Annotated in this window: 13 protein-coding genes; 3 read left to right on the top strand and 10 right to left on the bottom strand. The window is 41.2% G+C overall.

All coding sequences use genetic code 11. From position 1 onward, the window contains the following. Positions 1 to 193: 193 nt before the first annotated feature. Complete coding sequence (locus tag VRHSUH09_RS02455; RefSeq protein ID WP_105081279.1) at positions 194 to 1,063, top strand: LysR family transcriptional regulator; 870 nt, start codon at positions 194 to 196, stop codon at positions 1,061 to 1,063. A gap of 207 nt (positions 1,064 to 1,270) precedes the next feature. Here the strand turns inward: VRHSUH09_RS02455 and dcuC are convergent, their stop codons facing one another. The 10 genes from dcuC to VRHSUH09_RS02405 all read right to left on the bottom strand — a co-directional run bounded on the left by dcuC (position 1,271) and on the right by VRHSUH09_RS02405 (position 12,808). Then, on the bottom strand, positions 1,271 to 2,524 hold the full coding sequence (dcuC, locus tag VRHSUH09_RS02450) for a C4-dicarboxylate transporter DcuC (RefSeq protein ID WP_105081278.1): 1,254 nt from the start codon (positions 2,522 to 2,524) through the stop codon (positions 1,271 to 1,273). A gap of 92 nt (positions 2,525 to 2,616) precedes the next feature. Continuing rightward, positions 2,617 to 3,861 carry a M20 family metallo-hydrolase gene (locus tag VRHSUH09_RS02445; protein ID WP_105081277.1) on the bottom strand — a complete coding sequence of 415 codons (1,245 nt, stop codon included), beginning with the start codon at positions 3,859 to 3,861 and terminating at the stop codon, positions 2,617 to 2,619. Positions 3,862 to 3,881: 20 nt separating this feature from the next. After that, a complete protein-coding gene (locus tag VRHSUH09_RS02440; protein WP_105081276.1) occupies positions 3,882 to 5,177 on the bottom strand; it encodes an amidohydrolase in 1,296 nt (431 codons plus the stop codon). Between the two features lie 192 nt (positions 5,178 to 5,369). Continuing rightward, a complete protein-coding gene (locus VRHSUH09_RS02435; RefSeq protein ID WP_105081275.1) occupies positions 5,370 to 6,311 on the bottom strand; it encodes a DMT family transporter in 942 nt (313 codons plus the stop codon). Between the two features lie 148 nt (positions 6,312 to 6,459). Continuing rightward, entirely contained in the window at positions 6,460 to 7,353 is an 894-nt protein-coding gene (locus VRHSUH09_RS02430; RefSeq protein ID WP_105081274.1) for a DMT family transporter, read from the bottom strand. 1 nt (position 7,354) lies between these two features. Then, a complete protein-coding gene (locus VRHSUH09_RS02425) occupies positions 7,355 to 7,831 on the bottom strand; it encodes a NanQ anomerase/TabA/YiaL family protein (RefSeq protein ID WP_105081273.1) in 477 nt (158 codons plus the stop codon). Between the two features lie 351 nt (positions 7,832 to 8,182). Next, positions 8,183 to 10,249 carry an elongation factor G gene (fusA, locus tag VRHSUH09_RS02420; protein WP_105081272.1) on the bottom strand — a complete coding sequence of 689 codons (2,067 nt, stop codon included), beginning with the start codon at positions 10,247 to 10,249 and terminating at the stop codon, positions 8,183 to 8,185. Positions 10,250 to 10,364: 115 nt separating this feature from the next. Continuing rightward, entirely contained in the window at positions 10,365 to 11,501 is a 1,137-nt protein-coding gene (gene hydE, locus VRHSUH09_RS02415; RefSeq protein WP_245875984.1) for a [FeFe] hydrogenase H-cluster radical SAM maturase HydE, read from the bottom strand. After that, positions 11,488 to 12,228, bottom strand: coding sequence for a YaaA family protein (locus VRHSUH09_RS02410; protein ID WP_105081270.1), 741 nt, complete (start codon positions 12,226 to 12,228; stop codon positions 11,488 to 11,490). The genes hydE and VRHSUH09_RS02410 overlap by 14 nt, the downstream gene beginning before the upstream one ends. Then, positions 12,206 to 12,808, bottom strand: coding sequence for a hypothetical protein (locus tag VRHSUH09_RS02405; RefSeq protein ID WP_009351834.1), 603 nt, complete (start codon positions 12,806 to 12,808; stop codon positions 12,206 to 12,208). The genes VRHSUH09_RS02410 and VRHSUH09_RS02405 overlap by 23 nt, the downstream gene beginning before the upstream one ends. Positions 12,809 to 13,064: 256 nt before the next feature. Here VRHSUH09_RS02405 and VRHSUH09_RS02400 point away from each other — a divergent pair, with 256 nt between their 5' ends. Next, positions 13,065 to 13,634, top strand: coding sequence for a transposase (locus tag VRHSUH09_RS02400; RefSeq protein ID WP_233187909.1), 570 nt, complete (start codon positions 13,065 to 13,067; stop codon positions 13,632 to 13,634). Then, positions 13,598 to 14,452, top strand: a complete 855-nt coding sequence (locus tag VRHSUH09_RS02395) for an IS3 family transposase (protein WP_233187914.1) — start codon at positions 13,598 to 13,600, stop codon at positions 14,450 to 14,452. The genes VRHSUH09_RS02400 and VRHSUH09_RS02395 overlap by 37 nt, the downstream gene beginning before the upstream one ends. The last annotated feature ends 70 nt before the right edge of the window (positions 14,453 to 14,522 follow it).

Below are 14,522 nucleotides of genomic sequence, written 5' to 3'. Positions count from 1 at the left end.
TACTTTCACCATGTGTATTGGTAAAAGTTCCCTTCCTCTTACTAATACCTAGTCTTTAATAATCTATATAAATCTAGCATCCCTCATCTGAAACTAGTCTTTAGTTATATCTAATCTGTATAGCCCTAACGGTCTCTCAGCTGTACCAACTCTTTGGGATAGAGTACAATAATACATATGTAAAGGAGAGTTTATGGACACGAAAGATTGTACAATTTTAAAAACCTTAGCAGAGGAAAATAATATTACTTATGCGGCGCGTCGTCTATTTATGACACAACCTGCATTGAGTGAACGAATAAAAAAATTAGAAAAGGAATTTAACTGTCCCATCATCAACCGACAAGCTCGTGGCGTAGAGTTTACCTATCAAGGTCAACGCCTTGTGCGATACGCCGAAGATTTGCTCAATTCCTATACTTCGGTGCGCCAAGAGCTATTAGCTATGGGTAGTGAACCACGTGGTACATTAAACCTAGGATGCTCAAATGTATTCGCAAAGTATCACATTCCCCATATTTTATCGACCTTTAAAGAGGCGTATCCACACATTGATATCATCATGTATACGGGACTTAGCTATAAGCTATACCATGACTTCCTTGAAGGTCGCCTACATGCTGCCATTATCCGCGGTGCTCACACTTGGACAGAGTCTAAAGAACATATTTGGTCCGAACCATTCTGCTTCTTTAACAAAACGCCTTGTGCCGTTGAGGACTTACCTCGTCTGCCCTATATTCACTATCAAACAGATCCGAATTTACAGCAAACTATAGATGATTGGTGGTATTCTCACTACTCACAACCACCGATGCGCACCATCGAGGTGAACGACATCGATACCTGCATGAAGCTCGTCAACCAAGGACTTGGTTTTACCATCCTTACCCAAAGCTGTGGCAACGATTACCCTAACCTATTTAAGGAAACCTTAAAGGATCTTGATGGTCATATCATGACTCGTGATACGTGGATGTACACCCGCAACAGTGCCCTTGAGTCCAAGCCAGTACAGGCTTTTTACTCATTTATGAAAACCTGGGCTGACACAAAGGTATAGTATATATTCCTTTAATACATATAATATATTATGGAAATGCAATAAAAACAAATTGCTCTTTTCTTTAGCATCCATAAATTTTACTTATACCTTGTACCTCAGTATATGTAAAAAACCCGTCATGACAAGAATCATGACGGGTTTTCTTTTATATAATAGCTTTTATAAAAATAATTTCTCTACTATGACACAATCACGTATCTTGGATTAGAGTAACAATAGCATAATCACAACTGTAGCAATGATACATGGTATCGCATTGCGTTTTGCCATTTCCATAGGATTGATTCCAGCAATACCAGCGACGATAATACCAGCACCTGCTACAGGACTCATACTACGACCGATACCTGCACCGATTTGCGCCATGGAGCCAAGTTCCATAATGCCATACCCAAAGTCTGCTGCGTGTGGTGTTACAGCACCGTTAAAGGCAAGGGCTGCCGCATTACCGGAACCAGAGATAACAGCCAACAAGAATGGACCAAAGGCCGCACCGATTTGAGCGATTTGTTGAGAGTTCTTCATGCCATCAATAAGAGCATTAGTAAGACCGATAAGTTGCATACCAGCTGTGAAACATGCCGCAGCAGCCATAAGACCTACTACATCACACATACCATCGCCAGTACCGCGGAAGAACTTCTTCACCGCTTCTGTTACATTAGGGCGAACCGCTACAATACCAATCGCTGTACCAATGAGCATAGATACAGGAACGGAAACCTCAGGAATTACGGCCACTTGTTTACTGCCTAATACAAGCAATACAAGCGGAATAATAGGAATAATAGCGTAGAAATAATTTACTTTAAACTCTTTACTGTCCTCAGTAGAATTATGTTTCATCACATACCCTGTATGCTCTTTTTTAACGATAGCTACGATATTTAGTAAGATTGCAGCTACTACGATGCCAATCATGGCTTGCATGGAGAAGCTCGCAATAACTGTCATTACATCTACACCTGCTAGTTGCGCTACTTGAGGGTTAAACATAAGGCCTGGGCTCAAGGAGCTACCCCACGTGCCTAGGAAGATAGCAGAACCAGCCATTGCCGGATGTACACCAGAGCGAATAAGAGCTGGGATTAAGAGCGCACCAACCGCTGCCGCACAGCCTGCCGCTGTAGGCAACGCAATGTTGATTAAGAACGTAATAATAACGGCGCCAGGGATGATGATCTTAGTCATCTTTTTAAGGCCAGCAGAGATGAAATACACCATATGCTCCGTACATTTTGTGTATTCCATAACATAACTAAACCCAAGAACAGTACAAATCGTCGGTACAAGACCTGGGTTTGTCAGTTCTTTTACAAAAGCCGTCGTACCTGCCCCTAGATTACCACCAATAAAACACATCAATAGGCCCGATAGTAATAACACGAGCCGCGTTTCAAACTTTTTAATAATAGCGATGAAGGTCGCTACTACGATAACAATACCTGCAATAACCATATTATATTTTCTCCTATATGTAAAAACAGTAGAAACAAAGTCAATCATTTCTACTGTTTTACACAAAATATCTCACAAAACCATGCTACACACTATACAAGTTTTGTGTCTTCCAAACTAAGCTTTCTAAGCACTTTATCAAGGACCTCTGCGCCCGTTACAATATCATCCATTTCAGCAAATTCCGCCGGATTATGACTGATACCCCCAAGGCATGGAATAAAGATCATTCCCGTTGGCACATCATCAGCCCAGTGCATGGCATCGTGACCAGCACCGCTCGGTAGCGCCATATATTCTACGCCTAATGATGTAACAACCTCTTCGATTTCTCTAATCATAGCAGGATGCATCGCTACCGGATGATCTTGTGCAACAGGTTCAATCGTATAAGATAAGCCACGTTTTTCTGCCGTAACATCGATAAATTCTTTAATTAATGTCACTACCGAGTTGCGGGCAACCTCAGAGATACTACGGATATCTACGCCTAATTTCACCACGCCAGGAATGACGTTCATCGCCCCCGGTGTAACCTCTACTATACCGACGGTGCCTACTACTGGTGGCTCCTCCTGCATAGCGGCGATTTCCTCGATGCCAAGGATAATTTTGGATGCTCCGCAGAGCGCATCATGGCGCAAGTTCATTGGTGTAGCACCGCTATGATCAGCATTACCACGAATGGTCACATAAAACCGTTCTGGTGCTGCAATCCCAGTGACAATACCAATACGTTTCTGTTCGTGCTCTAGCACCTTACCTTGCTCGATGTGAATTTCTGTAAAAGATTTTACAGGTCGCTTGTATTCCACCTGTTCAATTTCATCTGGATTTAAATTGCGACCTTTCAAAACCTCGTATAAGGAAGTACCTTGTTTATCTCTTAATCGATGTAAGTCTTGTACTGTCAACTCACCGCGCATCGCCTTACTACCTAATGTAGAATCCCCAAAGCGTCCGGACTCTTCACACATAAAGGACACAACAGCAATTGTATGATCGTGTTCAAAACCATCATCATTCATGCTACGCACGGATTCAATGGCGGATAACACGCCGACCACGCCGTCATAATTGCCACCATTCGGCACACTGTCCGTATGAGAACCAACCATAACAACAGGCAAGTCAGGATTCTTACCAACCTTATAGCCAATGACATTTCCAAAACCGTCTGTTTCTACAGTTAAGCCTGCGTCAACCATGCGGTCTATAATATATTGGCGGCCTGCCCAGTCTGCATCGGTGAAAGCAAGGCGATTAATGCCTTCACCAGATGCAGTAAACTGCGACATAGCTTCAAAATCGTTAACTAAGCGATCCCGTTGAATCATAACAAACCTCACAATCTATATTATTTCAAATAGTGAGCTGCAATAGTTCCTAATGCAATAACACCATTAAGCATATCTTCTTCATCGATATCAAAGAGTGGGTTGTGATGTGGAGCTTTGATAGCAGAGCCTACTAACATATATGTACCCATGCCACCTCGGCTAATTACGCGATTCAAGAAGTATGCACAGTCTTCACTACCACCGCCACTATAATCTAATGGAACGTCTCTAAAGATACCAAGAGGCTTAATAATAGATTGGATTTCAGGAGCCAATTCATCGCTCATACGACAAGATGGAGTTTCACCTTGTTTTGTAATTTCATAGGAGCAGTCGTGCATTTCTGCAGCGGCTTTGATAATCGTTTCTGCACGGCCGATTACGTAATCATTGATTTCTGTAGTAGCCCCACGAGTTTCTAATTTAAGAACTGCTGTATCTGGTGTTACATTACGGCCAGTACCACTTTCAAAAATGCCAACGTTCATACGAGAAGCACCTTTACCGTGGCGAGCAATAGCTTGTAAATTAAGCACTGCTGTACAACCTGCAAGCATTGCATTTTTCGCTTTCTCTGGAGAGCTACCAGCATGAGCAGCATAACCGTGGAATACCGCATCTAGTTTAGTAGTAGCCAAGAAGCCATGGTTACTACAAGCAAAGCAATTTGCATAATTTTCATTGAAGCCAATGTGCAAACCGAACATGTAGTCTACATCATCTACTACGCCGGCGTTAACCATTGCTTTAGCACCGCGCACGCCTTCCTCTGCTGGTTGGAAGATTAATTTAAGAGTACCTTTGAATTGATCTTTATGCTCTGCTACATATTCGGCAAGACCAAGACCCATTGCCATATGTGCATCATGACCACAAGCATGCATCGCTTTATCATGACAAGAGCGATAGCCACCCTTAACCGGTGCATGGTCAGACTCTTTAGATTCGATAACATCATTAGAGTCCATATCTACACGGAATGCCACTACAGGACCTTGATCACTGAACTTCATAGTTGCTACAATCGCTGTTTTACCAAAGCCCAATTTTTCTACTAGCTCTGGATTAGCACCTTCATCGATGGCACGAGCCATAGCAGCACTCATAACATCCTTGCTAGGCAAGCCCATACGAGAATCCAAATCAAGAACTTCTTCGCCTAACGCTACATCATAGCCCAAGGAAATGAGCGTTGCCGCGATCTTAGCAGCAGAACGATATTCTAACCAAGCAGTTTCAGGATACTTATGAAAATCACGGCGCAATTCAATTAATGCTTCACGGCGTTTTTGTACGAAATCTTTTACAGACATACTTACCTCCTAAAATACAATAGATACCTATACTTCAACTATATGAAGAGCTACACAAATAGCTAATTAAATAGTCAACCAATAAGATGATATACACAGCACTATAAATTTCTATATACATCAATAATTATTCTTGTATATATTATAACTTATATTGAGGTTTTTAGAAATAAAAAAGCATACATACGCAGATCACACGATTTCCTCTTTATTTAATTTTTTTAGTACTTCTCGTTTAATTTGTCGTTGACGATCCCAAGCAATGATAAACACAGTAGCAATAATACAGATCATGCCAAAGATACCGATGAGGGTAAATTCATTCCCGAGAAGTACCCACCCAAATAAGGCAGCGGATATTGGTTCTAAGGATGAAAGTATAGAACCTTGTACAGCCCCAATGAGTTTTACCCCTTCCATATAGGCATTAAAGGATACCACTGTACCAAGTATGATGATGGCAAATAACCCCAGCCACGTCATACCATCCCAAATAGCTTCAGACTCAACTTGTTGGAACATAGCAACAGACAAGATACCGCAAATAAACATAGCAAAACCAACTACAGACGTAGTGCCATATGTTTTTAAAAGCTCAATGGGCTGTAATGTATAAATACAAATACTGGCCGCCGATACGAGACCCCAGAACAAGGCTTCTTCATTGAAGGACGACATATCTAAGCCCTCTTGCATAACAATACAAATGGTACCAACCATAGCAAGCAAAATACAAAATAGCTCTGGTATAGATGGCTTTTTAAAATACCGTAAAAATAGGTAAATAATAATCATCGTCGGTGCTACATATTGAAGCACTGTAGCCACCCCAACCCCTGAAATAGCGATGGCTCTAAAGTACGCATACTGCACCATGGCAATCCCTAATATGCCAAAAATCAGTAGCTTTCCTATGTCTTTCGGCTCTTTAAAGATAGAGAAAACACGCTTCCCCTCTTGTACATAGGCTAATACAATGGTTAAGATCCCTGCTATAAGCAAGCGCGCCTCTAGTAACCACTCCACATTGATGTGCTTTGCATTTTCAAGAAATTGTACAGATGTGCCTGAAAGCCCCCAAAACAGAGCTCCCATAATGGCAAGGCCCATGCCCTTCCATTGTTTTTCCTCCATACGTCCCTCCATGACGAATACTTTCACAATATGTATCATAATAGCAAAGAGGCCCCAACCTCTGCAATACGCAGAGATGAAACCTCTAACATTAAATTATAGATATGTTTAAATCAGTATAGGCTAACCTAAATCAATCATCTATAGATTATTTACGTTTTTCTAAAGCAATAATAATAACAGTGGCAATAATCATGGCCATGCCAATTAGCCCTAATAGACTAAATTGATTGTCTAAAAAAGCCCATCCAAAGAAAGCCGCGGAAATCGGTTCAATAGATGACAAGATGGAGCCTGGCACCGCACCTATTCGTTTAACGCCTTCCAAGTAAGCATTAAAGGATACGATGGTCCCAAGAAAGACAACATTGAAACAACCAATAACGGTCCATACATCCCACATCGCATACGAATTAGGTTGATGGAACAATATGGCAGCAACAATACCACTAAGGAGCATACCAAAGCCTACAATCGGCAAGGTTCCATATTTATATAGTAAATCCACAGGAGAAAGACTATATACAGCGACACCTACAGCAGATAGTAGCCCCCATACAAGCACCGCGAGCGGGAAGCTTTCAATAGATAAGCCGTCGTTCCCCAGCAGGCATATTGTGCCTACTAATGCAAGTATAACAGAAATAATCTCGCCTTTAGACGGACGTTTACCGTAACGAACTAGCAAATAAATAATAATCATAGACGGCGCCAAGTATTGTAGTACCGTTGCAATACCAGCTCCAGCTAAGGCAATAGATTTAAAGTATGTATATTGGCATAAGGCCATGCCAAATACGCCAAAAATGATTAAACCTACTGTATCTTTCAAACTACGAAAGACATTAAAGATGGAATTACCATATTTAAACCAAGCATAGAGCACAGTCAATAGCCCAGCTGTAATTAATCGCATGGTGACTAGCCATTCTAAGTTCATATCCCTAAAATTGCTTAGAAACTGTACTGATGTACCTGATACGCCCCATAGAACCGCACCTAATAGGGTTAGTAAAACACCTATAATTTCATATCGCTTCATACTACTCACCGAGCAGGGATACGTGAACCTTCACAACGACCTTACGGATTTTAATAGGCTTATCGTTTACAGCAAGTAGCGGGCGATGGATATCGGATGGGAAGAATACTGTATAGTACCCTTCTGGACAGTGGATTTGGCCTTCATCGACAGCTTCGTTTGGGTAGAAATAGCAATCACGATCTGGATAAGACTCCACAGGCTTTACGAGGCCTTTATCTACGAAAAAGCCCATATTTTCTTCCCCATCTACCATGAATTGAATATCTACATAGTTGCGATGAGACTCAGGTTTTGTAGTTTCAAATAATTTTGTTTCTACATCGTCTACATTGGCGTACATCATGTCCCCTTCAATGGCATGACGACCACCAGGCAATGCTTTCAAATCTGTATTTTTTAAGAAATCCAAAGCCCGTACGATGGCTTTAGGATATCCCATTTTTGTGTAATCTGCAGCAATACTAGAGAAAAACATATACGATCCTTTCACACTATCTATTTATATAGTAAGCACACGGTTGTAATTATATTTACCCTCTATGTTAGCACATATATACATAAAGGACTAGCAATTCTATTATTTCTACTACAGCGGTACATACCAGTAATCAAAGACCATTGAGGGCTATTCTAATCTATTTCATAGTAAAAGCCCTCCATACGCTACATATATGGAGGGCCAGTGTAAAATACTATTCAGATTTATGACTTTCGTCAATTGTTATACTATGAAATTTTACATATGAAGTTGTTACAATATGCAATTGTCTATTCAGTTGTAGTGATTCTAACTGTATTACATACAGTACGTGGACATGGTCTTACATTATTCTTGAGTTTTATGAGCAGCGATAATTTCTTCCGCTTGCTTATGTGGAACCTCTTCATAAGTATGGAACTGACGGTTAAATACGCCTTGTCCTTGAGTGATAGAGCGCAATGCAGTCACATAATCGGCCATTTCAGCCAATGGTACTTGAGCTTTAACAACAGAAATACCTGTTCTTTCACTTTGTTCCATGCCTAATACACGACCTCGACGGCTATTTAAATCACCCATGATGTCGCCCATGAAAGCATCTGGTGCAAACACGTTAACTTCATAGATTGGTTCTAATAGGACTGGTTTCGCCTTAGGAATTACATCCTTGATAGCCTGTGACGTAGCTACTTTAAATGCTAACTCTGAGGAGTCTACACTATGGTAAGATCCATCCAAGAGTGTCACTTGCACGCCAATCATAGGATATCCCGCAATTAAGCCTTTATCTAGGGTTTCTTTGGCACCCTTTTCCACTGCTGGTATGTATTGTTTAGGTACAGCACCACCAAAGATTTTGTCTACGAATGCAAATTCGCTTCCATCGTATAATGGGTCCACTTGAATCTTAACGTGACCATATTGACCATGACCGCCACTTTGTTTTTTATATTTAGACTCGGTTTCAGCGGAGCCTTTGATAGTTTCGCGGTATGGAATATATGGAGTCACAAGTTTAGCTTGTACGCCGTATTTGCGGTCCATTTTATTGAGAATATGCTCGAGATGTACCTCGCCCATACAATCGACTTGTAATTGGCGGGCCTCAGCATTTTTCACTACTACGCAAGTAGGATCTTCTTCTGCTACCTTAAGAACAGCACTAGCTAATTTTTCCTCCTCACCTTTTTTCACTGGCTCCATAGCCACTGTGTATAGAGGTTGAGGGAAGCGGATAGCATCGTATGTTACTTTAAAGTCAGGAGCAGTTAATGTATCCCCCGTCTTAGCATTAGCCAATTTCGGTATCACTACGATATCGCCAGCTTTAGCAGTGGATACAGGGATTTGTTGCTTCCCGATAAGGGTAACCATCTTGCCCCATTTTTCTTCTACGCCTTGATTTACATCAAAGAGGCGATCGCCTTCTTTGAGTTCACCAGAGAAGATACGTACAAAGCTTTGTTTGCCTGCGAATGGGTCTAACAACGTTTTGAATACGAATGCAGTTAATGGTTTATCTACATGTATTGCCCGTTGTTCGCCAGTTTCTGCATCAGTTGCGGTCATAACCTTTTTAGTTGCATCTGGCATGTAACGGATCATACGATCCAATACTTGATCTAAGCCAATACGAGATGTGGCACTACCACACATGATTGGGCACACACGGCCACTAATCATACCTTCACGCAAGCCTTGGCGAATTTCATCTAAGGATAATTCTTCGCCTTCTAAATATTTTTCCAACAATTCATCGCTACCTTCAGCCGCGGCTTCTACGGTCATTTCCCGAATTTCTTGAGCCTTTTCGATAAGGTGAGCTGGTACAGCGATTTCAGTTGGTTGGCCGTCCTTATAAGTAAACGCAGTCATTTTTGCTACGTCTACGACGCCTTCAAAGTTGGCGCCTTCACCGATAGGAATCTGCAATGGCATGATGCCTTTGCCAAATAATTCCCGCATTCTTTCAATAGTACCGAAGAAGTCGGCACCATCCACATCCATTTTATTGATAAATGCCATACGTGGCATTTGTAACTCAACGGCATAATCCCATGCGCGAACTGTGTCAGTTTCTACACCAGATGTGGCGGATAGTACCATTAACATACCATCACACGCACGCAAAGCAGCACGAACTTCACCATGGAATTCATTGTAACCTGGAGTGTCTACGAAGTTAACCTTATGGTCATGCCACTCACATGGAGCCATGCCCAACTGGATAGTTACGTTACGTTTAATTTCTTCCGGTTCAAAGTCCATGATATGTTTATTATCTTGGCCTTTACCTACGAAATCAACCGCACCAGAGGTTAACAACAAGGATTCAACAAGAGCTGTTTTACCAGCACCATCGTGGGAAACAACAGCAACGTTTCTAATTTTATCACTACTGTACTCTTTCATCGGAATCGCCTCCTTATTGGCAAATTACGGCTTTTGCTAATACATTTCGACACTTCAATAGAAAAGTCCTCTTTTTATGGGAAAAATTTTCCCGAAAAAAGAGGACTATATAAATCTAAAATTCTCCTGTCCGTTTGCCGTAGTGCTTGGAGTCACCATTTTGGTTCCATCCTACAGTATCACCAATGGACATAACGCGGCGCGTCAAGCAGTCTTTACATTGTTCTGCATTGTCGTCTACGCAAGGTTTATTATCGTATAACAAGTATTTTGCACGGTGTTCTGGAATCGTAATGATAGGCATCAAAATGTTTGCTCCCGCGGCTAAACCTTTTTCACGGCCTAGTTTATCCAGTGCTTGCAACGCTGTAGTAGCCGCGATGTTTACATCTTTTAAGAACAAGCGCGTCAACGCAATCATCTTAAGACCTAGTTGAACGCGGCGGAGCTTGCCCGCTTCATCATCAATCCCCATCGCTAGAGCCTCTTGGCCTAGCGGCGTATCATGATGCACCACATAAGGCCCCATACCGATCATGTCGATATCCATGTCACGGTAGAACAAGATATCGTTCACGAGATCTTCTTCCGTTTGACCAGGCAAACCGATCATAACACCTGTACCTACTTGAAAGCCTACGCGGCGCAAACGACGTAAGCATTCAACGCGCGTTTCAAAGGAGTGCAATTCATCTTGAGGATGAATTTTATGGTACAGTTCTTTATTTGTTGTTTCAATGCGCAATAAATAACGGCTCGCACCAGCTTCACGCATGCGACGGTACGCCTCTTCGCTGTGCTCTCCTACGCACATCGTAATGCCCAGAGAACCATCGCCGAGGGCCTTAATATCGCGAATGAGATCTACCACATAATCAACGAATATATCATCACTGCGTTCACCAGATTGTAGCGTAATAGAACCATATTCATGGTCATACGCCCACTGAGCCATCTTGATGATGTCTTCACGGTTCATATCAAAGCGTTCCGTCTTGTCATTTTCACGACGGATACCGCAATAATTACAGTTTTTGATGCATCGGTTCGAGAACTCGATGAGGCCCCGATAGTACGCTACAGGCTGTACATATTTCGCCTTCACTTCGTAAGCCTTTTTATATATTAACTGCAACTCGTCTTCATCAGTTACAGACATGAGAAATCGCAATTCTTCCTCGGTCAGCCATTCATCGCCGACGAGGTCTTTTCCGAGAATGTCTTGCACTTGCAAACAATCACTTCCTTTCATAACGAACCGTCATCGATTCGCTTGGTATAGTAATGGAATCTATGTCAGTGACACAGGTAAACCCATTGATTTCGCGCGGCAAATCCCGCACATGTTTCACTTGTGCTGTTAAACATTCGTGAGCCATCACACCGCGACTCATTTTCGAGGACGTACTCATCTGTTTAAAGGCATCGCCTCGTAACTCCCAAAATTCAACGGTCACTACCTTTGGATGGTTTACCATTTTAGCATATTCTTTAGACGCTAGGTTTAGAATCCAATCTTCCTTGTGAAAGTATGCATCCACCGTTTCCCGCCATATGTCGTATAGATTAATGCCTACCTTATCAACCATATCGAGCCGATAATCGCGCACGCCCATCGTAGGCTCTACGACGCCGTACAATGCAGACATCACAACGAGATGGCTTTCACCAAAGGCCTTGGCCTCATCAGACAAGTTCTGCCAGTCTAAATATTTGAAAGCAATGCCATCGTAGCTTTCACAAGCGATACCTACTGGCTGGGACTCAAACGCTTGATAGAAATCAAAGAGCGCCTGTGCCTTATCATCCTTTAGCTTTAAAGCCTTGCCAAGAGCCGTGACATCGAGAGACTGCACATGTTTTATGATTTCTTGTGTGATCTGCGGCTGAAATTGTCCGTCTCGAACTGCATGATTGACTGCGTTGCTAGCAGCATTAGTAATTGTTTTTGTCTTACTAGGAGAGAGGACGATTTTCATGGGATAATTCCGCCTTGATAGTTTCCTCTGTCAAGTTGTCGATCAACTCAGGATTCCACAACATGAGAGGCACTGCTACAACGTGGCTCGCTTTCAATTCTTTACATAGTTTAATGCATTCTTTAAGGTAATCAGAATCTTCGTCTACAAGGTCACATACGATAACTACATGACGACCTTTAAGATTGACACCTTCGTAATCGATGCTTTCCGCAGATACAGTAAGCATACCTGTTTCCAAGCGACCTTCGCTCATATCGTTTAGACGAGACATCAATACGTGCTCAAGCATAGTAGATACAGGTGTCACTACGCGGCCAATACCAAGAAGAGCCTCAGGTTGTGCATGAACGATAACTGTTTTCTTGCGTTTATCCGTTCTGTACTCAACGAGAGCTTTTTCTAAAGCGCCGAAGAAGACGAATAATTGCCAAGGATCAAAGGAACCAGTTTGGAACATATCGATAACAGAACCGTCCTCGTCAATATTAAGGCGCGCCAATAATTCCTCTGCAATGTCGCTTACGACAGCAGTAAAATCAGATTGCATTGCATCTTGTAATTTAACTTCGTTTGCCATTAGGTCCTCCTAATTTCCATATATCACACTGCTAGATATAACCTAACAGATATTACACTATCCTTAATTGTACCATACTTTATACCCCTCTTGGGTATTTAAAGATACACTTTTTACATAATAGATACATAAACATAGATAGATACATAAACATAGATACATAGATAAATAAATATAGATACCTGCATCAATAGAAAAAGGACCGCCGAATGATATGTACCCCCTTTACTGGACAAGCAGTAAAGGGGGTATTTTCATGAGATATAGTTATGAATTTAAAAGAAAAGCAATTGAATTATTTAATCAAGGTGAATGGCCAGAGACGCCAACTGGAGTATTGACTCATACTTTTCACGAACAAATAATAAAATGGGCTAAACAGGAAGAGTTTAATGGCCCAGAAATCAATAAGCATAATCCAGATAAGCGATGTTGGTCTCCAGAGAAGAAATATGAGTTAGTATGCCAAGTATTATTTGGAGAATCTATCCGCTCTGTATCTATTAGGGCTGGAATTAATACTGGCCAACTGTATCAATGGGTTCATAAATACAAAACTTTGGGATACAATGGTCTTATTAATAAACCTAAAGGACGATCACCAAAGGATTGCAAAATGAAAGTACCTAAGACTATCTCACCTCGAGAGCTCAAAGAGAGTGAATATGAGGAACTCATTCGCTTACGAGCTGAAATTGCTTATATTAAAGCTGAAAATGAAGTCATAAAAAAAGAGATTGCCTTGAGAGAAGAAAAAGAGGCTGCGCGACTCAAGGCGAAAAAGCAGCGATTATCAAAACGCTCCGCCAACAAGGCTATCAACTAAAACATCTTTTGAAAGCTATGCCAATGTCCAAATCTACCTATTATTTTGAACTTACTAAAGTAGATCTTGTAGATAAAAGAAATACAGAGCTAAAAGATGAAATTCAAAAGATTTTTACAGAACATAAAGGCCGGTATGGTGTACGCCGTGTATATCAAGAGCTTCTTAATCGAGGCTTTGTAGTCAATCATAAACGAGTGCAAAGACTTATGCATATTATGGGGCTCGCAGGAAAGCGACCGAAAGAAAAGTACCACTCTTACAAAGGGAAAGTCGGTAAGGTAGCAGAAAATATCGTCAATAGAGATTTTAGTACAACTGCACCATTACAAAAATGGACTACTGATGTGTCTCAATTTAATTTCTCATGGGGAAAATGCTATTTGTCGCCTATTTTAGATATGAATACGAATGAGATTGTTGCTTATGACTTAGCATTAAGTCCTAACTTAGAACAAATTTCTCGTATGTTAGAGAAGGCATTCAAGAAGTTTACTAATCTTTCAGGATTAATCCTCCATTCTGATCAAGGATGGCAATACCAACATAAGTACTTTAGGAGAACACTCAAAGAGCATGGTATTATTCAATCTATGTCTCGAAAAGGAAATTGTTATGATAACTCTGTGATGGAAACCTTTTTTGGTAGATTGAAAACGGAAATATATTATGGTTTTGAGAGAGAATATTCATCTTTTAATGCTTTTGCAGCAGCGATAGAAGAATACATTAACTATTACAATAACAAAAGGATTCAAGCAAAAACAAAATGGATGCCCCCTGTGAAATACAGAGAAGCATCCATGTGTTTAGGCTAGTAAATAATATGTGTCCAGGAAAATGGGTACATATCAGAAGCGGTCCCTTTATAGTTATCATTTATTTGTA

It is taken from the genome of Veillonella rogosae JCM 15642 (assembly GCF_002959775.1).
Classification (GTDB): Bacteria; Bacillota; Negativicutes; order Veillonellales; family Veillonellaceae; genus Veillonella; species Veillonella rogosae.
The sequence above is the reverse complement of the archived record's forward strand: the minus strand, read 5'-3'. Positions and strand labels throughout refer to the sequence as shown.